Origin of the sequence: Prochlorococcus marinus XMU1406, assembly GCF_017696055.1 — a bacterium.
Lineage (GTDB): Bacteria > Cyanobacteriota > Cyanobacteriia > PCC-6307 > Cyanobiaceae > Prochlorococcus_A > Prochlorococcus_A marinus_W.
Window position 1 is genome coordinate 72,080 of record NZ_JAAORG010000001.1, and the last position, 18,866, is coordinate 90,945.

Annotated in this window: 19 protein-coding genes; 8 read left to right on the forward strand and 11 right to left on the reverse strand. The window is 30.7% G+C overall.

Annotated features, from left to right (window positions below):
* Positions 1-8: 8 nt before the first annotated feature.
* Genes HA149_RS00355 through def form a run of 4 tightly spaced genes read right to left on the reverse strand, consistent with a single transcriptional unit; the run spans position 9 to position 3,310 of the window.
* The gene (locus HA149_RS00355) at positions 9-1,991 is read right to left on the reverse strand and encodes an ABC transporter ATP-binding protein/permease (protein ID WP_209111987.1); all 1,983 of its coding nucleotides are present in this window, start codon (positions 1,989-1,991) and stop codon (positions 9-11) included.
* Between the two features lie 42 nt (positions 1,992-2,033).
* The gene (locus HA149_RS00360) at positions 2,034-2,312 is read right to left on the reverse strand and encodes a hypothetical protein (protein WP_209111989.1); all 279 of its coding nucleotides are present in this window, start codon (positions 2,310-2,312) and stop codon (positions 2,034-2,036) included.
* A 46-nt stretch (positions 2,313-2,358) separates the two neighbouring features.
* Entirely contained in the window at positions 2,359-2,700 is a 342-nt protein-coding gene (locus HA149_RS00365) for a histidine triad nucleotide-binding protein (RefSeq protein ID WP_209111991.1), read from the reverse strand.
* A gap of 4 nt (positions 2,701-2,704) precedes the next feature.
* A complete protein-coding gene (gene def / locus HA149_RS00370) occupies positions 2,705-3,310 on the reverse strand; it encodes a peptide deformylase (protein WP_209111993.1) in 606 nt (201 codons plus the stop codon).
* Positions 3,311-3,385: 75 nt separating this feature from the next.
* Here def and HA149_RS00375 point away from each other — a divergent pair, with 75 nt between their 5' ends.
* Entirely contained in the window at positions 3,386-5,311 is a 1,926-nt protein-coding gene (locus HA149_RS00375) for an alpha/beta hydrolase family protein (RefSeq protein WP_209111996.1), read from the forward strand.
* Here HA149_RS00375 and HA149_RS00380 read toward each other — a convergent pair.
* The 4 genes from HA149_RS00380 to sufB are packed head-to-tail and all read right to left on the reverse strand — an operon-like array spanning position 5,308 to position 10,032.
* Positions 5,308-6,561: an aminotransferase class V-fold PLP-dependent enzyme gene (locus HA149_RS00380; RefSeq protein WP_209111998.1), complete on the reverse strand. Its 1,254-nt coding sequence runs from the start codon at positions 6,559-6,561 to the stop codon at positions 5,308-5,310. The two genes, HA149_RS00375 and HA149_RS00380, sit on opposite strands and share 4 nt — an antisense overlap.
* Complete coding sequence (locus tag HA149_RS00385; protein WP_209112000.1) at positions 6,561-7,778, reverse strand: SufD family Fe-S cluster assembly protein; 1,218 nt, start codon at positions 7,776-7,778, stop codon at positions 6,561-6,563. The genes HA149_RS00380 and HA149_RS00385 overlap by 1 nt, the downstream gene beginning before the upstream one ends.
* A 4-nt stretch (positions 7,779-7,782) precedes the next feature.
* Positions 7,783-8,568 carry a Fe-S cluster assembly ATPase SufC gene (gene sufC / locus HA149_RS00390; RefSeq protein WP_079292776.1) on the reverse strand — a complete coding sequence of 262 codons (786 nt, stop codon included), beginning with the start codon at positions 8,566-8,568 and terminating at the stop codon, positions 7,783-7,785.
* A gap of 21 nt (positions 8,569-8,589) precedes the next feature.
* Positions 8,590-10,032, reverse strand: a complete 1,443-nt coding sequence (sufB, locus tag HA149_RS00395) for a Fe-S cluster assembly protein SufB (RefSeq protein WP_209112002.1) — start codon at positions 10,030-10,032, stop codon at positions 8,590-8,592.
* A gap of 95 nt (positions 10,033-10,127) precedes the next feature.
* On the opposite strand from sufB, the gene HA149_RS00400 reads away from it, so the two are divergent.
* From HA149_RS00400 to HA149_RS00420, 5 genes are all read left to right on the forward strand, one after another.
* The gene (locus tag HA149_RS00400; protein WP_209112004.1) at positions 10,128-10,481 is read left to right on the forward strand and encodes a hypothetical protein; all 354 of its coding nucleotides are present in this window, start codon (positions 10,128-10,130) and stop codon (positions 10,479-10,481) included.
* Between the two features lie 269 nt (positions 10,482-10,750).
* Entirely contained in the window at positions 10,751-11,851 is a 1,101-nt protein-coding gene (locus HA149_RS00405) for a DUF4912 domain-containing protein (protein ID WP_209112006.1), read from the forward strand.
* Between the two features lie 12 nt (positions 11,852-11,863).
* Positions 11,864-12,034, forward strand: a complete 171-nt coding sequence (locus HA149_RS00410) for a hypothetical protein (RefSeq protein WP_032523000.1) — start codon at positions 11,864-11,866, stop codon at positions 12,032-12,034.
* 32 nt (positions 12,035-12,066) lie between these two features.
* Complete coding sequence (locus HA149_RS00415; RefSeq protein ID WP_209112008.1) at positions 12,067-13,704, forward strand: alpha-D-glucose phosphate-specific phosphoglucomutase; 1,638 nt, start codon at positions 12,067-12,069, stop codon at positions 13,702-13,704.
* Between the two features lie 33 nt (positions 13,705-13,737).
* Positions 13,738-15,027 (forward strand): AAA family ATPase, encoded by a 1,290-nt coding sequence (locus HA149_RS00420; RefSeq protein WP_209112010.1) that lies wholly within the window; start codon positions 13,738-13,740, stop codon positions 15,025-15,027.
* Here HA149_RS00420 and HA149_RS00425 read toward each other — a convergent pair.
* Positions 15,024-15,680 carry a 4'-phosphopantetheinyl transferase family protein gene (locus HA149_RS00425; RefSeq protein WP_209112012.1) on the reverse strand — a complete coding sequence of 219 codons (657 nt, stop codon included), beginning with the start codon at positions 15,678-15,680 and terminating at the stop codon, positions 15,024-15,026. The genes HA149_RS00420 and HA149_RS00425 overlap by 4 nt on opposite strands.
* Between HA149_RS00425 and bcp the strand changes: the two genes are divergently transcribed.
* On the forward strand, positions 15,680-16,147 hold the full coding sequence (bcp, locus tag HA149_RS00430) for a thioredoxin-dependent thiol peroxidase (RefSeq protein ID WP_209112014.1): 468 nt from the start codon (positions 15,680-15,682) through the stop codon (positions 16,145-16,147). The genes HA149_RS00425 and bcp overlap by 1 nt on opposite strands.
* Here the strand turns inward: bcp and HA149_RS00435 are convergent.
* Both HA149_RS00435 and HA149_RS00440 read right to left on the reverse strand, forming a co-directional pair.
* Entirely contained in the window at positions 16,139-16,834 is a 696-nt protein-coding gene (locus HA149_RS00435) for a type III pantothenate kinase (RefSeq protein WP_209112016.1), read from the reverse strand. The two genes, bcp and HA149_RS00435, sit on opposite strands and share 9 nt — an antisense overlap.
* Positions 16,835-16,849: 15 nt before the next feature.
* Positions 16,850-17,572, reverse strand: coding sequence for a phosphoadenylyl-sulfate reductase (locus tag HA149_RS00440; protein ID WP_209112018.1), 723 nt, complete (start codon positions 17,570-17,572; stop codon positions 16,850-16,852).
* Between the two features lie 95 nt (positions 17,573-17,667).
* Here HA149_RS00440 and HA149_RS00445 point away from each other — a divergent pair, with 95 nt between their 5' ends.
* Entirely contained in the window at positions 17,668-18,861 is a 1,194-nt protein-coding gene (locus HA149_RS00445) for an NAD(P)/FAD-dependent oxidoreductase (protein WP_209112020.1), read from the forward strand.
* Positions 18,862-18,866 lie beyond the last annotated feature (5 nt).

Sequence of the window (18,866 nt, forward strand, 5' to 3'; positions counted from 1 at the left end):
TTTTTTTGTTAATCTTTAAAATTATACTTATCAGAAGTCAATAATTTCCAGTCTCCTTGTCCATTTAATTCTAAAATATTCTCGTGAAAATCTTTTAAGCTAGGTCTATGTCCAACACTAATAAGAGAAAGTTCTCGTTCCTTTAGTAAACTATATAGTTTTTTTTCAGTGTTAATATCTAAAGCACTTGTTGCTTCATCAAGTACTGCAAATCTTGGAGAATTTAGTAAGAGTCTTGCAAAAGCCAATCTTTGTTGCTCGCCTAGGGAAAGAATTCGTGGCCAATCTTGTTTGATATCAAGATTAGGATACCTGTCCACTAGGGTCTTTAAATTTACTTCATGAAGTACAGAAGTAAGATGTTCATCACTAAATTTCTTAACTTCTGTCGGATAACATAATTGTTCCCTTAAAGAACCAAGTAACATATATGGTTTTTGAGGTATGAATAATAATTCCCCAATTTTTGGTTTTTTAATTACTCCCTGATCGGGTTCCCATAAACCACTAATCATTCTTAGTAAAGATGTTTTTCCGCACCCAGATGGTCCTACAACCAAAAGTGATTGATTATTGTCGATGCTCAAATTTAAATTTTTAATTATTGTTTTATTTGATCCTGGAGGGCAAAGGTCAGCATTATTAATAAGAATCGAGGGGTAATCAGAAATAACGTTTTGATTGCTTGTTGGGTTGGTTTGACTAATGGATTCAACTTTTGATTGGAATCCTTCTAATCTGCCAATACCAGCAGTAAATTTCGCAAGTTCTTCGATTTGATTAACAATGAAAAATAATGAACCTTCAACCATTCCAAATGCAAAGCTTGCCTGAATAAAGCGTCCATAATCAATTTCACCTTTAAAGTAAGGGATTGCCATTATTAAATATGGAAAGAAATTTCCAGCATAATTAATGGATCTTCTCATGACATCTATTATTACTCTCCATATAATCAGTAAATTAAAGTTTCTCACCACTTCACCTAGGCGTCTTTCAGTTTCACTTCGCTCAGGGTTCTCCCCAGAGTAAAAGGCTATTGATTCAGCATTATCTCTTATATGTACTAAGCCATATCGAAAATCAGCTTCATATCTGAGTTGATCAAAGTCAATCTTTACAAGATTTTTTCCAGCAATTAAAAGGATAGAAGTTGCAAAGGCAGCGTAACCAAATAAAGAAAAAGTAAGTGTTGTACTAATACTCCATAAAATAAGAATATTAAGTGAAAATGTTAGTAGGGCATCAAAAATACCTAATGTAAAAGAGAGACTTTGCCCGGTAAAAGCTCGTGTATCATCTGTGATTCTTTGATCAGGATTATCTACATCAGTTTGTTCTTCATCATTGGGATTTAGTTGGTAATAAGCTTTATTAGTCATGTAATCTTTGACTAAACTTTTTGAAAGCCATTCTCTCCAAATTATTCCTAACTTATATGTAAAAAATATTTGAGAAACACGTATTGGTAGAGCCACAGCGAAACAACAAGCGTAAATACCCAATATCCGATAAAATCCATCTTCTTGTTTTTCTACTAAAGCATTTGTTAAATCTCTTGCAATGAATCCAATACCTGCGTTTATTCCGTTTACAGCTAGAAGCATTAATACAATTATCGCAAGGAATAACCAATGTAGCCATCTTCTGTTTTTTAATTGACGTCTTAAGCTAAAAAAGCTCCCTGATCCAATTAGAAATAAGGCAGAGAAAAGCAATCCCCAGCTTCCAGCCCAAATTGAATTGACAGTATTTACTACACCTCCGAAATACTTTTCAATAAAAATTGGTTGGAAGCTTTCAAAAAAACTGATTATTCCTGTAAGACCAACAAGTACTACTCCACCAACACAAAATAAAAGAGAAATCAAAAGCCATATGAACTGTAATCCATTACATTGATCTATAGGAAGAAAAAATGGCTGAGATAGCTTCCTTAATTTTTGTAATTGGTACAGTATTTTAGATTTATTATTAACTGCTTTCTTCATTGCTTGACTAGTTTTATAAGGTAAATTATAACTTTTAGCAGTCTATTGACCAAAGCCAATAAATGAAAGGGCCCAGTCAGGTAAATTTAAGTAATTCAAGATTGTTGTATCAAATTGATGAATTTTCGGAAAAGATTTATCTAATACCCACCATAAAAGAAAAGGTAGATTAAATAGAATTTGTAATTGCCATTTATAAGTTAAAACTCTCCAAATTTTTATTAACTTAGTTTTGAGTGAATCGTCTAACTCTTCCCAATTTTTTGAAATTAAATTGAATAAATTTTTGGATTCTGTATTTAAGGAATCTGGTGTATTCATTTTGTTTTTACTTATTTATAACCCATAAACATTTCTTTCGAGAGTTTTAACCTGGGGGCCAATTCATTTTTCTTCCAGATAAAAAATGAATATGTAAATGAAAAACTGTTTGTCCCGATTCTGCTCCAGTATTAATTACTGTTCTCCAATTAGTTAAACTTTTTGATTTAGCTAATTTGCTACCAACAAACAGTAAATGCCCTAATAAATTTGCATCTTCTTCAATACAATCTAATAAACTAATAATTGGCTTTTTTGGAATCACTAAAAAATGTACTGGTGCTTGCGCTTGTATATCATTAAAGGCAATACAAAACTCATCTTCATAAAGCTTATCGCAGGGAATTTCCTCATTAATTATTTTTTGAAATATTGTAGTTTCAGTCATTAGGTTAATTAATAGAAATTACGTCTTTTTCGTTAAACCCTTCCTTTAAAAGCTCTTTGTTCAAATCATCTTTTGATGTAACTCTATCAACAAATAATATTCCGTTTAAGTGATCCATTTCGTGTTGAATACACCTCGCCAGAAGTCCATCTGCTTTCATTTTACGTGGTCTCCCCATTTCATCTCTAAATTTTAATTTGATAGTTGATGGTCTAACTACATTCAAATAGACGCCAGGTATACTCAAGCAGCCTTCTTCGTATGAATTAAGGGTTGTTCCAAAGTCTGTAATTTCTGGATTGATTAATATTAGAGGTTCTGCTGCTGAATCTTCAAAATTTACATCTATGACAAGAAGCTCTTTGTTGATACCAATTTGAGGTGCGGCAAGTCCAATTCCTTTAGCTGCATACATGCTTTGCAGCATTTCTCTAGCAAGTTTTCTAATCGATTCATCAACCTTAGTTATTCTCTTGGAATTTTGTCTTAATACATCATCACCAAGCTTATAAATGTCTAGAGATGGCTTACCTGTTTGTTCTTTTGCAATTTTTTCCGAGCTCCCATTTGTTCTTGACTTTTTTGCAAGTTGTGAAAAATGGTTTGCCACGTTTAAAAGTTTTTAATTAAGAGTTTAGCTATAAAAATACTAGCACTTTAATTTACGTTCTTTATAATTTTTTAAATGAGTAATAATGATAAGCTAAAAGTTATTCAAACTGAATCTAAAAAAAAAGCTTTTAAGGAATTAACTATTGTTAGGGATACCATTTTTTGGATTGATGTAGTTGGTGAAGGTCAAAATGAAAATGCCATTTTTGCAAGACCATTTCATGACAAAGAAGCGTTTCCTCAGAAATTAACAAGTAAAAAATATAATATTAAAAATAATTTTCATGGATATGGTGGTAAATCTTATAAATGTATAAATTTTAAAAATAATTTTTATTTGATATGGATAGATCAGATTACCAAGGCATTATGGTTTCAAATTTTTAAAGAGTCAGCGTCAAATTATAGAAGCCAAAATAAATATCTAGTTTCAGTTCAAGAACCTAGTCAACTATCTAAATCAATTGATGGAAATTTCGATTCTTCATTTGTCATTTCTGAAAAAAATTTTTTGTATGGAATTTGCGAAATAAATAATAGAGATTATTTATTTTCTTTAAATTTAAAAAAAACTAAACAAGATATTCATCGAATAAAAAAATTTAAAAATTTTGCTGGAGAATTATCTTCTAATACCTCTGTTAACTTACTTTCTTGGATAGAGTGGGATTATCCATATATGCCTTGGGAGAAAAATGAGCTCTTTTTTGCTCAAATAGATTTAGATGGCGAGATACAAAAAATAAAAAAATTCTCAAATAAGCTGATAAATTCCAAAAAAAACGTTTCTTTTTTCCAACCCTATTGGATAAGTGAAACACTTTTAGTATGTTCTGAAGATAGTTCTGGATGGTGGAACTTATTGTTTTTAGATGTTAGTGAAATTGAGAATATTTTTATTAAGAAAAGAGTAGAAAAAAATTTAATTGAATATGGAGTACCACAATGGGTCACTGGAATAACATTCTTTTCAGGGACTATAAAGAATTTATTTTGTGTAGCAAAAAAAGAAAATATTTTAATAGTGGAACAATATAAAGATCTTGAATTCGTTAAAGAATTTTTTACTCCTTTTACCTCAATAAGTGATTTCAGTGTTTTTCGGAAAAAAGTTCTTTTAAAAGGTAATGGATCTGATTTTTTAGGAATTGTATTTGAAATTGATTTTGCAAAAAAAGTTTTATCAAATTTTTCTGAGCAGATATTTTTTGATCATATAAAAGATTGTTCAAAACCTGAAACATTTTGGTTTAAAGGTTTTGAAGCTCAATCTACTCATTCTTTTCTTTATAGGCCGCTTGTTGAAAATTTTAGAAAGCCACCGCTCCTTGTTAGAGCACATAGTGGACCAACTTCATGTTTTGATGGATCATATAATGCTGAAGTTCAATATTGGACGTCGAAGGGATTTTTTGTTGCTGAAGTTAATTATGGAGGATCATCAGGATTTGGTAAAGCATATAGAGAGAGGTTGAATTATAAATGGGGCATTGTTGATTCTTATGATTGCAAAGCACTAGCTCTTGAATTGATTAAATCAAATCAAGTTGATAGTGAAAAAGTAGTAATTTTTGGGAATAGTGCTGGTGGTTTAACTGCCCTGAATTGTTTATTATATGGATCTATTTTTACAGCAGCAATTTGTAAATATCCTGTTATTGATTTGAAGGATATGCATTACAACACTCATAGGTTTGAAAAAGATTATTTAAATTCTTTGGTAGGAAATTATGCAAAAAATTATGATGATTATATAAATAGATCCCCGGTAAATCATATTAACAAAATAAAAAAACCAATCTTATTGTTTCATGGAAAAAAAGATACAGTTATTTCTTATAAGCAAACTTTAAAAATTCAAGAAATTTTGATTCAGAATAATAAATATTCAGAAGTTATTTTTTTTGATAATGAAGGGCATGGTTTTAAAAGTATTGAAAATAAAGAAGTGGTAATGCAAAAATCTCAGCAATTTTTAAAAAATGCTTTGAATATTTAAGAATTGATTTTTAGAAAATCAATAGTATCTTTTAATTTTTCTATAAACATATCAATTTCTTCCTTATTGGTTGTGAAATTCATGCTGATTCTAGCTGTTGATTTAACTCCAATGTATCTGTGAAGAGGTTGACAGCAATGGTGACCACTTCTGATACAAATTCCTTTTGAATCAAGAATTTCAGCAATATCATTTGAATGTATATTTTTTATATAAAAGGTGGCAAGTGAGGCTCTGTCTGGATCTATCTCCGGCGATGGACCTATAATTTCAATATTTTCTATTTGATTTAACTTTTCAAATAAATATTTAGTAATAGTCTTTTCATATTTATGAATTTCATTTAATCCTATAGTGTTTATATATTTAATTGCTTCTGCAAGGCCTATTGCTTCTGCAATGGCTGGAGTTCCAGCTTCGAATTTATGTGGGAGCTCTGCCCAGGTACTTGTCTCTTCAAAGACATCTTGAATCATTTCGCCACCTCCAAAGAGAGGAGGAATTTTTTTCAGAATTTCTTGTCTCGACCAGAGGAAACCAATTCCTGTAGGACCGCAAAGTTTATGTCCTGATCCCGCTAAAAAATCTATATCAAGATCAATTACATCCAGTTTTTGATGCGCCAAACTTTGGCATGCATCTATTAATACTAGAGAACCTTTTTGTTTGGCTAATTTAGTTATCTCTTTGATTGGATTACAGCAACCTAGAGTATTACTAACATGTACTAGGCTAACAAGCTTTGTTCTAGATGTTAGTTTTGATTTAAAATCGTCTAAATCTAATTTTCCATTTTTATCGATGCCTATAAATTTTAATTTACATTTATTTTTTGCTGCAACCATTTGCCATGGAACAATATTGCTATGATGCTCCATTATTGATAGAAGAATTTCATCGTTTTCTTTTAATGAATATTCACCCCATGATCTAGCAGCTAGATTTATTGCTTCAGTAGCATTCCTTGTGAAAATAATTTCTTTTGTCGTATTTGCTTTTATGTATTTACTAATTGAGTATCTTGCATTTTCAAATTCTTCTGTCGCTTTAGCACTTAATTGATGCGCTCCTCTATGTACATTGGCATTAAAGTTTTTATAATATTCATTAATTTTTTCTAAGACTTGTATTGGTTTTTGAGTGGTTGCAGCATGGTCTAAATAAATGATTTGCTCATTACTTTTTATGTTTTTATTTAAAAGAGGAAAGTCTTTCTTAGTTATTTCAGAGAAATTTTGAATCGTTCCCATTATTTTTCATTTAAAAGTTTATCAAGCAAATCCCATCTATCTTTTGCAACGGGAATAAATGAAATTATTTCTTGAAAGTAAGAACTTAATTGTAGTTTATTTGCTTCTGGTAATGTGATCCCTCTTGATCTCATATAAAAAAGTTCATCTTCATTTAATTTCGATATTGTAGCTCCATGTTTGCATTTGACGTCATCAGCAATTATTTCTAATTGAGGTTTGGTATCTATTTGTGCGAGATTTGATAAAAGTAAATTCCTACTTAATTGAGAAGCATCAGTTTTCTGGGCAATTTTAGGAACTATTATTGAACCTTCAAATATTGCATGTGATTCATCATCAGCAAGTGATTTGTTGATTTGATCTAGAAATCCATTTGGGCCATTAAAGTCTATTTTTGTATAAGTAGAAATTTGCTCATCTTTTTTTGTTATTTGCATACCTTTAATATTGGTTTTAGCCTTTCCTTCAGATTGTTTAATACTAATTTCAAATCTTGCATAATTGAATTTGAAATGTAAAGAGCCTAAGTTGTATTCGCTATTTTTTTGTTGAATTACATTTAGAGAATTTAATAAATTTGATCTGTTTTCACCGTAAGAAACAACACCATGATTTACAGAACTATTTTCATCTAAACAAAAGTATGTTGATTGAGATAAGGAAGAGTTTTCTTTAACAAGATTTACTTGTAGTAATTCAACATCACAATTCTTTTCTAAAAATATTACTAGGGTTTTTGCGTTTAATGAATTACTTGATGAATGACTAAAGATTTCAATAGGAGGAATTTTTGAGCCATTTATTTTTAATCCCAAGATATTTTTTGTATTACTCAAAGACAGATTGAGCAAATCACTCCAATTTTCGTTTTGATCAAAGCAAGATATCTGTGCCTTGATATATTTATCTAATTCATCCTGACTTAATTGCTGTATTGAATAATTTTCTTCTATTAAATTAATTTGGCAATTATTACCAATTACAAACCTAATAGTACTTTGAGAAGTATTCGGAAAAGGTGTCTCAAATTTTGGATCTTTTTCAGCAACCGAGTAGTCTAAAAAGTTTGAAAATTTTGCTTTATTTGAAAGTCTCCATTGTTCACTTTTAGGATTAGGGAGGGGACTTGATTGTAATTTATTTAGACAGATTTTTTGTATTTCTGTTTGATTATCAATCGATTTATTGGTTTTTATTTTTTCAATAATTTCCATTTATTTAGGTCTCTTTTATAAAGTTATCAGTCCATTCATACCCTTTTTTCTCAAGCTCTAGAGCAAGATCACTCTCACCAGTTTTTATGATTTGTCCGTCTGACATAACATGGACATAATTTGGTTCAATTTCATCTAATAATCTTTGATAGTGGGTAATAAGTATTATCCCAGTTTGTGCATTAGATATTTTTTTAATTCCTGATGCCACTATTCTTAGCGCATCAATATCTAGACCAGAATCAGTCTCATCTAATATTGCTATCTTGGGCTCAAGTAAAGCCATTTGGAGAATTTCATTTCTTTTTTTTTCACCTCCTGAAAATCCTTGATTTACACTCCTTGATAGGAATGCATGATCCATTTTCACAATTTCTAACTTTTCTTTAACTAATTCTTCAAAATCAAAAGTATCCAATTCTTCTTTGTTGAGGAATTTCCTTCTTGCATTAGTTGAAACTCTAAGAAACTCAAGATTACTTACACCTGGGATCTCAATTGGATATTGAAAACCAAGAAAAATTCCTGATTGAGCTCTCTCTTCAGGTTCTAGAGAGTTAATGTTTTCACCTAAAAATTTTATGTCGCCATTTGTAATATTATACGAAGGATGTCCTGCAATTATTTTCGAAAGAGTACTTTTGCCACATCCATTTCTTCCCATAATGGCATGGATTTCTCCAGGATAGACAGTAAGTGAAACCCCTTTTAAAATTGGAAGATTATCAGTAGATGCAGAGAGATTTTCAACTTCTAAAATTGGCTCTGATTCTTTCATTTTACTTTGCATTTCAGTTTAGAAATTGATTCATTAACCTACTGATCCCTCTAGCTTAAGTGCCAGTAACTTATCTGCTTCAGCAGCAAATTCCATAGGTAATTGATTAAATACATCTCTGCAAAAACCGCTGACCATCATAGATACTGCCTCCTCAAATTCTATACCTCTGCTTTGGAGGTAAAAAAGTTGATCTTCTGAGATTCTACATGTGCTTGCTTCATGCTCAATTTCGGAATTGGGTTGTTGAGATTTGATGTAAGGGAATGTATTCGCAGAAGCTTGATCCCCAATTAACATTGAATCACATTGACTGTAATTTCTTGATCCTTTAGCTTTTGTTCCCATTTTGACAAGACCTCTATAGCTATTTATTGACTTGCCTGCACTAATACCTTTGCTAACAATAGTTGATTTGGTCTTAGGACCGATATGGATCATTTTTGTGCCGGTATCTGCTTGCTGAAGATTATTGGTGAGTGCCACTGAATAAAATTCTCCTACAGATTCTTCCCCTAAAAGAAGACAGCTAGGATATTTCCATGTAATTGCAGACCCTGTTTCAACTTGTGACCAGCTAATTTTACTTCTCTTGCCTAAACACTTTCCTCTCTTGGTGACAAAATTAAAAATTCCGCCAATACCTTCTTCATCACCAGCATACCAATTTTGCACTGTTGAATATTTTATTGAGGCGTCGTCTAATGCTATAAGCTCTACAACTGCTGCATGAAGGGTATTTGTATCAAACATCGGAGCTGTACAACCTTCTAGATAACTTACAGAACTTGATTCTTCAGCAATGATTAGTGTCCTTTCGAATTGTCCAGAATCTCCACTATTAATTCTGAAGTAGGAAGATAGATCCATAGGGCAGGTAACACCTTTTGGGATATACACAAAAGAACCATCACTAAAAACAGCAGAATTTAGTGCTGCAAAATAATTATCACTAGCTGGGACTACTGTACCTAAATATTTTTCAATCAAATCCGAGTGATTTTTTACTGCTTCACTAATTGAGCAAAATATAACTCCATGTTCAGCAAGTTCTTCTCTAAAAGTTGTGGCTATAGAAACACTATCAAAGACTGCATCTACTGCTACATTTGTGAGTTTTTTTTGCTCTGTAAGGGGTATTCCCAATTTGTCAAAAGTTTCAAGAAGTTTGGGATCAACTTCATCTAAACTAGAAATTTTCTCTTTTTGCTTAGGAGCAGAGTAATAAATTATATCTTGATAATCAATTTGTTTATATCCTAATCCTGCCCAATCAGGCTCTTTCATTTTTTGCCATTTTTTAAAGGCTTTTAATCTAAAATCAAGAAGATATTTTGGCTCTTCTTTTTTCTGAGAAATTAATCTTATGATATCTTCATTTAACCCCTTTTCTATTTTTTCAGTTTCAATATCAGTAACGAAACCATATTTATAAGGCTCTTTTACTACATCTTTAACTAAATTTTCGTTGACCATGTTATCAAAAATAACTTATTACAATTAGCTTTATATACTTTAACGAAAGATACCCCCAATATTGAGTTTTTTCCCTTTATTAAAACTAAAATTTAATGTCTAATCATCTTGATCCCTTGTCTAACCCATTAAACATAGAAATTATTCAAGAAATTGATAATCTTGATCTTCCTATAATGCAGAAACATCATTTAAGAATTCTCGCTCATTGCCTCCAGATTTTAAAAATTATCAGTGAAGAGAATAGTTTTGAATATCAAAATAAAAATTCCCTGAGAGAATGGTGTGATAACCAATCCAAAAAATTTGATGATAAAAAATTTAGTGATCTTTTTTATGAGCAGTTAGAATCAGCTTCGAAAAAATTAAGTACTTTTTCAAAAAAAATTGGTAAAAATATTGAGGATTTAGAGATAGATGATTTAGTACTTCTAGTTGAACAACGCTGAAGTCTCATTTAATTGATCCCGAAGAAAAAATATATTTTTGTTGAGTCGTTAACAAATTCAGGTAATAAAATTTAAAAAAAAAGAAAATTAATTTACATTTAAAAAAGATCTGAAAATTAATTAATTGCTTTGATACCAACTGTTTTGAAGATAAATATTAATTTTGAGAATTTTTTAGTAGTCAGAGGATCCTGACGACAGGGCAAAAAGACACACAATTCCCAAAAAAAAAGAACATACTGATCCCAAGCAAAAACGGAGAATTTAAAGTGGCTGATGAGATCATGAAAAAAGATCAATTACTCTCACTTACCCTCAGGCAATTACGTCAAGAAGCAAGTAAATTATCAGTTCCGCTATACAGTCGCAAAACAAAAGCTGTTTTAGTTGATTTAATACTCGAATATCAAGAAAAATCTATAAAGAAAACATTCATTACCTCATCTCAGTCAAAATCTGAAGAAATTGTTGAGTCCAATTCTTTCAGCAGTAGTGAAGAAGTTAAAACAAATGTAGTATTTCTACCCCGAGATCCAGATTGGGCTTACGTTTTTTGGCAAATTTCTGATGCAGATCGAGAAAAAGCACAATCTTTGGGAGCCAATAAATTATGCTTACGATTATTTGATGCATCTGGTTCTGAAGGAAGCAACTTGAATCAAGGGACACTAAGGGAGATAGCAGTTGATAGCTACAGTACTGAGTGGTACTTGCCAATTCCACTTGCAGACAGAGATTATAAAGTTGAATTAGGCTATAAATATGGTTTTAACTGGATGTCATTGGCATTTTCATCAATAAGCCACGTTCCTGGCTCTCATCCTTCTGAGCAAATTCTTGATAAATTTGTACCTTTTAATTTGGATTCTACTTCTGAGTCAATCCTAGATATTTCAAATCCTGTTGTTTCAGAACAAAATGGTATGCATGAAAGGTTATACCAAGCAGCAACTAATATTCCTCTCAGAAGAAAAGTTGGTTCTGAAGAATTCATGGAAAATGTAAATTCAACAAATCTTAGTGATAATCTCACAGACTCAGGTGCTGGTAAATGGTCATCAGGTTTAAATGATTCTGGAAGCGGAATTCTTAAAAATCGATCTTTTTGGCTCGTTGCTGATGCTGAATTAATTGTTTATGGAGCTACAGAGCCTTCTGCAAAACTGACAATAGGTGGAGAAGATGTACCCCTTGCTGCAGATGGTACTTTTAGAATTCAAGTTCCATTTAGAGATGGGACTCAAAAATATGATATTAAAGCATTTGATATATCTGGTGAGCAAGAGAAAAGTATATCAATGAAATTTGATAGAACTACACCACTTGACGATACTAATGAAAAAGATAAAGCTGAGACTGAATGGTTTTAATAAATTAAATTAATGCTGAAAAAAATTGTGGCTTTCACTCCATTGTTTGGGGCATTGACGTTTCCATTAGTAGTTCCAATTACAATTTCTAAATTTGGTGTTAACTATGGAATTCTTAGTGCATTATTAATTTCTTCATTATGGTTTATCGCTATGTTAAGAACATCCGAAATGCCTCATTAATTTAGTTAGATTTTTGGAAGTTTTTTAAAAATATGACTCAAGTTAATGTAATTAATATCAATTCCCCTTTTCTAGATCAAAAACCAGGCACTTCTGGTTTAAGAAAAAGTACTTTAAAGTTTCAGGAAGAACATTATTTAGAAATTTTTATTGAAGCAATCTTACAATCATTGGAAGATTTAAAAGGTTCAACATTAGTAGTTGGTGGTGATGGCAGATATGGCAATATTGAAGCAATAGAAAAAATTGTCCAAATATGCATTGCTCATAAAGTTCAAAAGGTTATTGTTCCAAAATACGGTTTATTATCTACTCCTGCGACATCACATTTAATTAGAAAAGAAAACGCTATTGGTGGAATTATTCTTTCTGCAAGCCATAATCCTGGTGGGATTGATGGCGACTTTGGAGTGAAATTGAATATCTCTAATGGTGGCCCAGCTCCTGAGATAATTACTAACAAGATTTTCAAGGCTTCACAATTACTAACTAGTTATAAAATTTGTAAAATTCAATTACCTGACTTTAGTGAATATGGAACTTACTCTTACGGTGAAACTACCTTAGAAATTATTGATGGATTAAAAGATTATTCTAATTTGATGGAGAAAATTTTTGATTTTGATCAAATTAGTGATTTTTTAAAAAAAGACTTCTCGTTAATCTTTGATGCAATGAATGCGGTTACAGGTCCATATGCAAAAAATATTTTTGTTGAAAAAATGGGTCTTGCACATGATTGTGTCATGAATGGTACCCCGTTAAAAGATTTTGGAGGTTTACATCCTGATCCTAATCTTACTTACGCATCCCACTTGGCTGATTTGTTATTAAATAAAAAATCTTACAGTTTTGGTGCTGCATGTGATGGAGATGGAGATAGGAATATGATTTTAGGAAGTGGATGTTTTGTAAATCCTAGTGATAGCCTTGCAATTATCACTGCTAACACAAAATGTGTCCCTGGTTATAAAGATGGTATTACAGGTGTGGCACGATCTATGCCAACCAGCTCAGCGGTTGATAATGTTGCTCGAGCATTAAATATACCTTGTTTCGAGACACCTACTGGTTGGAAGTTTTTTGGAAATCTTTTAGATTCCAATTTAATTACTTTATGTGGAGAAGAAAGTTTCGGAACAGGTAGTAATCATGTGAGAGAGAAAGATGGACTATGGGCAGTTTTGTATTGGTTGCAAGTTTTAGCTGAGAAAAAAAGTTCTGTAAGTGATTTGATCCAGAATCATTGGAAACAATTTGGTAGGAATTATTATTCAAGACATGATTATGAGTCAATTCCCTCAAATATTGCTAATCAAATCTTTGCAAATCTTACTTCTATGCTCGAAAATTTAAAAGGAAATAGTTTTGCTGGCCATTTAGTTAAAGTTGCAGATAACTTTTCATATTTAGATCCCGTTGATAATTCCATAAGTGAAAATCAAGGTTTAAGATTGGTCCTTGATGATAATTCTCGAGTAATTGTGCGCCTTTCGGGAACTGGAACTAAGGGAGCAACATTAAGACTTTACTTTGAGAAATTTTTCGATCCTCAACAGAATCTTTCGTTAAATCCTCAGATCGCTTTAAAACCTCTAATAAACGATTTAGATGCTTTATTGAATATTTCAAAACTTACTCAAATGGAAACTCCTACAGTAATTACATAGAATTGAAAGTAATTATTTTTTGATTTTATTTATATGCATTCACAAAATTTATTTACTAATTATTCTCAAATAGAAGATAATGCACCTTTGGCAGATAAATTAAGACCAAAGAAATTGGATGATTTTTTTGGTCAACAACCAATCCTGAATGAGAATTCGCTTTTAAGAAGTGCAATATTAAACGATAAGATTAGTAATTTTATTTTTTCTGGCCCTCCTGGTGTTGGAAAAACAACTTTAATTGAAATTATTTCTTTTAATACGCGTTCAAAGTTAATTAAGTTAAATGCAGTATTATCAAGTGTTAAAGAATTAAGAAATGAAATCGCTAGTGCAAAAGATAGATTAATAAATTCAAAAAGAAAAACAATTTTATTTATAGATGAGGTTCATAGATTTACAGCAGTTCAGCAAGATGCCCTATTACCCTCAATAGAAAATGGAACTATAACTTTTATTGGTGCTACAACTGAAAACCCTCTCTTTGCTGTTAATAAAGCCCTTGTTAGCAGGTCTCGTATTTTTACATTAATTCCTTTGGCTGAAAATGATTTGCAGAAAATAATAAAAAAAGTCATAACTCACTATTCAAAACAAAAAGATTTAAAAAAGGTTTATTTAACCAAGGATGCAATAAGTCATTTAATTAAATTTTCTGGCGGTGATGCAAGAACATTAATCAATGCCTTAGAGATGGCCATAGAGACAACTGCTGAAAATGACGCTAAAGAAATCAACATTAATCTCTCAATAGCAGAGGATGCAATTCAAAAGAAAAATATTGTTTACGATAAAAATGGTCAAAATCATTACGATGTAATAAGTGCTTTTATAAAGTCCATAAGAGGGTCTGATCCAGATGCAACTTTATTCTGGCTTGCGAATATGCTTGAGGCTGGTGAAGATCCTAATTTTATTTTTAGAAGACTACTTATATCTGCCAGTGAAGATATTGGAATGGCTGATCCTAATGCGATAGTAGTTGTAAAATCCTGTTGTGATGCTTTTGATAGAGTTGGTTTGCCAGAAGGATTATATTTTTTAACGCAGGCTTCTTTATATTTAGCTATGTCTCCAAAAAGTAACAGTACGAAAAGTATTTTTAAAGCTATTGAAACAATCAAATGTACCAATGCTTTTGATGTTCCTCTTCATTTAAAAAATAATTCTAATAGTTATGTCAATCCTCATAATTATCCAGGCAATTGGGTTGCACAAGAATATCTTCCTAAATTTTTAAGAGGTTTAAAAATATGGGAACCAAATAATAATGGATGGGAGAAAATTAAATATGACGAACTGCTTAGAAGAAAAGAAAATTAAAAATCTTTCGAACAACAAATAATCTCAGGATTGAAAGAAGCTTTTTCTTCATAGGCTAAAGCAATAGTCCAATTATGGAAGTTAATCTGTGAATAATTTAAATGTATTTTTTTCTTCTTATGAAATAACTCTTTTGGCTTTTCAAAATATTGCCAATGGTTTATGTCTTTAGCTAATTTTCCATGATCCCATTTTACCGCCGCTTCAACAGCACACCATTGATTTAATATCATATTTTTTGTCAAATAATTATTATGCATTGATTTATTGGTATGAAAAAAATATTTTTCTGCAAACTTTAAATGGTTGAAATCTCTATCTGTTCTCTCAATATCAATCCCTACTTTGCTTTTATGCCAGACTATAGTAATGGCATCTTTGCAATGACTTAAACTTATATTTCCCATGCCAGAGGGTAAACTTGGAGGTTTTCCAGGATTAGCATTAATGGGAATTTCAAGCGGATCTAAATCAAAAAGTGTTGAAAGTGATTGTCTCAAATAAGCTCTTGTTTCTAAGAAAACCTTTGATCTTGAACTTGATAGATTTTTTGCGGTTTTAATTTCCTCTATAGTTGCGACATCTTGCACACCTTTAATCTCATAAAACCAAATTTTTGGTATTTTATATTCATACTCATTTAATAATTTCAATGGCTCTTAAGGTTGGCGACAAAGCACCAGAATTTAAATTAAAAGATTCTTTTGAGAAAGAAGTTTCTCTTAGTGATTTTAAAGGTAAAAGAATAATACTATATTTTTATCCAAAAGATAATACTCCAGGATGTACTAAAGAGGCATGTAATTTTAAAGAGAATTGGGATTTACTCCAAAAAAATAATATTGTTGTGCTTGGTATTAGCAAAGATAATGCTTCCTCTCATCAGAAGTTTATAGAAAAATTTAATTTACCTTTTATTCTTTTAACTGATCCTGAACCTTTTAAAGTTTCTTCTGATTACGATAGCTATGGACTTAAGAAATTCATGGGAAAAGAATATATGGGAATGATGAGAAATACTTTTTTGATTGATTCTGATGGTAACATCGAAAAAATTTACTTAAAGGTAAAAGCAGCAATAATGGCTGATCATATAATTGCAGACCTTGGTTTAAATTAAATTTTTCATATATAGCTGATGAATTATCATCCCTTCCATAACTAAATTAGGAGCATTAATAATATTTTCTTTTTGAGTTTCTAGAGATTTTGTGAAGAATTCAGAGTCTCCTCCACAGATTATTAAAATATCCTTTTTGGGATTAAATAAACTATTAATAACTCCAGTAAGAGAGTTGATTACACCTTTTAAAATCGCCTCTTCTGTATTAAACAAAAAATCTTTTTTAGGGATTTCAAATTTTTCTGGAACTTTAAGATTTTTTGTGTTTTGTTCCATTGATTTTAATTGTGTTAGAAAACCTGGAACAAGTTGACCACCAAGAATCGATCCATATGAATTTAATTTTGTTATTGATAATATTGTTCCAAAATCTGCAATTAGCAAATCTTTTTTGAATGGGTTTTCAATAATTTTTAAAGCTGCAATACAGGCAAGAGCTCTATCAACTCCAAAATAATCAGGAAGATTTGATAACTGAATATCTTTAGTTTTTATTTCATTTTCTTTTTTCAGCAAAAAATTTGGTAGTTTTCCTACAGAAGCCCAAATTAATTCATCAAGATCTATATTTTCTGGAACTTTTTGCTCTTTTTTGGTATGGAAGAATTTAGATTGATTTCTAGAATATTTTGCCCAATGAAGCCTACTATTGCCTACTAATAAAAAATTTATATCTGGGACCATTGTTCTATGAGCAATTTAATTATTGGTGTGTATTCCACATTCTTGTTTAACTCCCCCAAATCTTGTATCTCTGCCTTTTGTCTCCATACCATCGGGGCCACTTGAATGCCAATCGCCTACAGAAGAATAACCTTTAATAAAAAGAGGATGGTCAGGTAAATTATTCTCTTCCATATAATAAAAAATATCTTTATTTGTCCAATTTAATAAAGGTCTTAAAGAAAGTCTTTGACGAATTACGTCAAGGAATTTCATTTTGTTTCTATTGTTTGTTTGACTTGATCTAACACCGCTTGCCCAGCAGGAAATATTATATTTTTCTAGACCATTTTCTAAAGGTTTAATCTTTCTTAAATCATGATACTTATCTAAATCACTCTCTTTATTTGTTTCCCAAAGTTTTCCGTATTTAGCCTCCATTCTTGCTGGAGATAATTCACTTTGCAGAACTTCTACTTCTAAGGATAAATCGTAAATTAGCTTTTCAGCGTAATGGTATGTTTCTGGAGGTAGGTACCCTGTATCTATCCAAAATATTTTGATTTTTTTTTGTAGACGTAATTTACTAACCATATGTAAAAGGACTGATGACTGTATACCAAAACTTGTTGTAATAGCAAATTGATTATCAAACTTTTCATAACCCCATGTAAGCATTCCTTCAGGTTTTTTATCTTCTAGCTCTTGATTATATTTCCTTAAGTTAGTTTGAATATCTTTGTGGATGTTTTTAATCATTCTTCAATTTGATTATGAGTTTAATGTTATTTCGCTCAATTTAAAAATTATTCGTATAGTTTAATAATACATTTACGCATAACAATATCTCTCTAATGAAATCAATACAAAAACCAATAGTAATAGTTGGAGCAGGTTTTGCAGGTATGACATTTGCTTTGAATTTAAAGAATCTTAATCCTTCTTTACCCATTCTTGTAGTTGATTCTGAAACTAACTTTATATTTAAACCTTTAATGTATGAAGTTTTAAGTAAAGAAGTAAGAAGTTGGGAAGCCACCCCAAAATTTGCAAATATTTTTTCTGATGCGGGGATAACTTTTTTAAGAAATCGTTTAACCAAGATTTTCTTCACAGAAAATATTCTTGAATTTAGTGACGATTTAAAATTAAGTTATCAGTATCTTGTGATCTGTACAGGATCTATTCCAAATAGTTTTTTAATAAAAGGTGTAGATGAAAATTGTTATTTTTTTAATGATTTTCATGATATGAATAAATTGAATTCTTTTTTAAAAAAATCACAAGAAACTGTGTTTCATAAAAAGTTATTCATAATTGGAGGTGGTCCCTCTGGCATAGAGTTGGCATGCAAAATTAAAGATATATTTTCAGAACAATTTGAAATTAATGTAATAGAAAAATCAAATGAAATTCTTAATAAAAACAAAATTTTTAATAGAGAACAAGCAGAGAAAGCATTAAAAAAAAGAAAAATCAACGTTCTTTTGAATTCCACAGTTAAAGAAGTTTCAGAAACTAAAATTAGTATTTCTAGTGATATTGGAATAACTTCTTTGGATAAAGATATTGTTATTTGGACTGCAGGTGTTAAACCTAATTTGTCTTACTTAGAAACTGATGTAATAACAAAAAAGTTTGGACGAATTTTAGTTAATAATAATTTGCAAATAGAAAACTATAAAAACTGTTTTGCTATTGGCGATATTTCAGTTATTGAAGGAATGGAGGATTTACCCATCACCGCTCAGGTCGCTATGCAGGAAGGAAATCATCTGGCTAATAATTTAGAACTTTTAATTCAAGGAAAGGATCCTTTACCTTTTGAATTTAAAGACAATGGTGAAATGATTAGCTTAGGAATAAGCGAAGCTTCAATCTCTGGGCTTGGGGTTACTTTATCTGGGAAATTAGCTTTTGAGGTAAGAAGACTTATATATGCTTCTAAGTTGCCTGATATTACTGAAAGCTTAAAATCTGCATCTTCATGGATATTCCAAAAAAAATCTATTTTTAAAAAGTTTCTTAAAAAAGATAATTCCGATTAAACTTT

Coding starts and splice junctions, on each gene's coding strand:
- HA149_RS00445 (WP_209112020.1), top strand. CDS start 17,668: ATGAAATCAATACAAAAACCAATAGTAATAGTTGGAGCAGGTTTTGCA.
- HA149_RS00375 (WP_209111996.1), top strand. CDS start 3,386: ATGAGTAATAATGATAAGCTAAAAGTTATTCAAACTGAATCTAAAAAA.
- bcp (WP_209112014.1), top strand. CDS start 15,680: ATGGCTCTTAAGGTTGGCGACAAAGCACCAGAATTTAAATTAAAAGAT.
- sufC (WP_079292776.1), bottom strand. CDS start 8,568: ATGCAAAGTAAAATGAAAGAATCAGAGCCAATTTTAGAAGTTGAAAAT.
- HA149_RS00410 (WP_032523000.1), top strand. CDS start 11,864: ATGCTGAAAAAAATTGTGGCTTTCACTCCATTGTTTGGGGCATTGACG.
- HA149_RS00385 (WP_209112000.1), bottom strand. CDS start 7,778: ATGGAAATTATTGAAAAAATAAAAACCAATAAATCGATTGATAATCAA.
- HA149_RS00365 (WP_209111991.1), bottom strand. CDS start 2,700: ATGACTGAAACTACAATATTTCAAAAAATAATTAATGAGGAAATTCCC.
- HA149_RS00415 (WP_209112008.1), top strand. CDS start 12,067: ATGACTCAAGTTAATGTAATTAATATCAATTCCCCTTTTCTAGATCAA.
- HA149_RS00360 (WP_209111989.1), bottom strand. CDS start 2,312: ATGAATACACCAGATTCCTTAAATACAGAATCCAAAAATTTATTCAAT.
- HA149_RS00400 (WP_209112004.1), top strand. CDS start 10,128: ATGTCTAATCATCTTGATCCCTTGTCTAACCCATTAAACATAGAAATT.
- HA149_RS00380 (WP_209111998.1), bottom strand. CDS start 6,561: ATGGGAACGATTCAAAATTTCTCTGAAATAACTAAGAAAGACTTTCCT.
- HA149_RS00435 (WP_209112016.1), bottom strand. CDS start 16,834: ATGGTCCCAGATATAAATTTTTTATTAGTAGGCAATAGTAGGCTTCAT.
- HA149_RS00355 (WP_209111987.1), bottom strand. CDS start 1,991: ATGAAGAAAGCAGTTAATAATAAATCTAAAATACTGTACCAATTACAA.
- HA149_RS00420 (WP_209112010.1), top strand. CDS start 13,738: ATGCATTCACAAAATTTATTTACTAATTATTCTCAAATAGAAGATAAT.
- HA149_RS00440 (WP_209112018.1), bottom strand. CDS start 17,572: ATGATTAAAAACATCCACAAAGATATTCAAACTAACTTAAGGAAATAT.
- sufB (WP_209112002.1), bottom strand. CDS start 10,032: ATGGTCAACGAAAATTTAGTTAAAGATGTAGTAAAAGAGCCTTATAAA.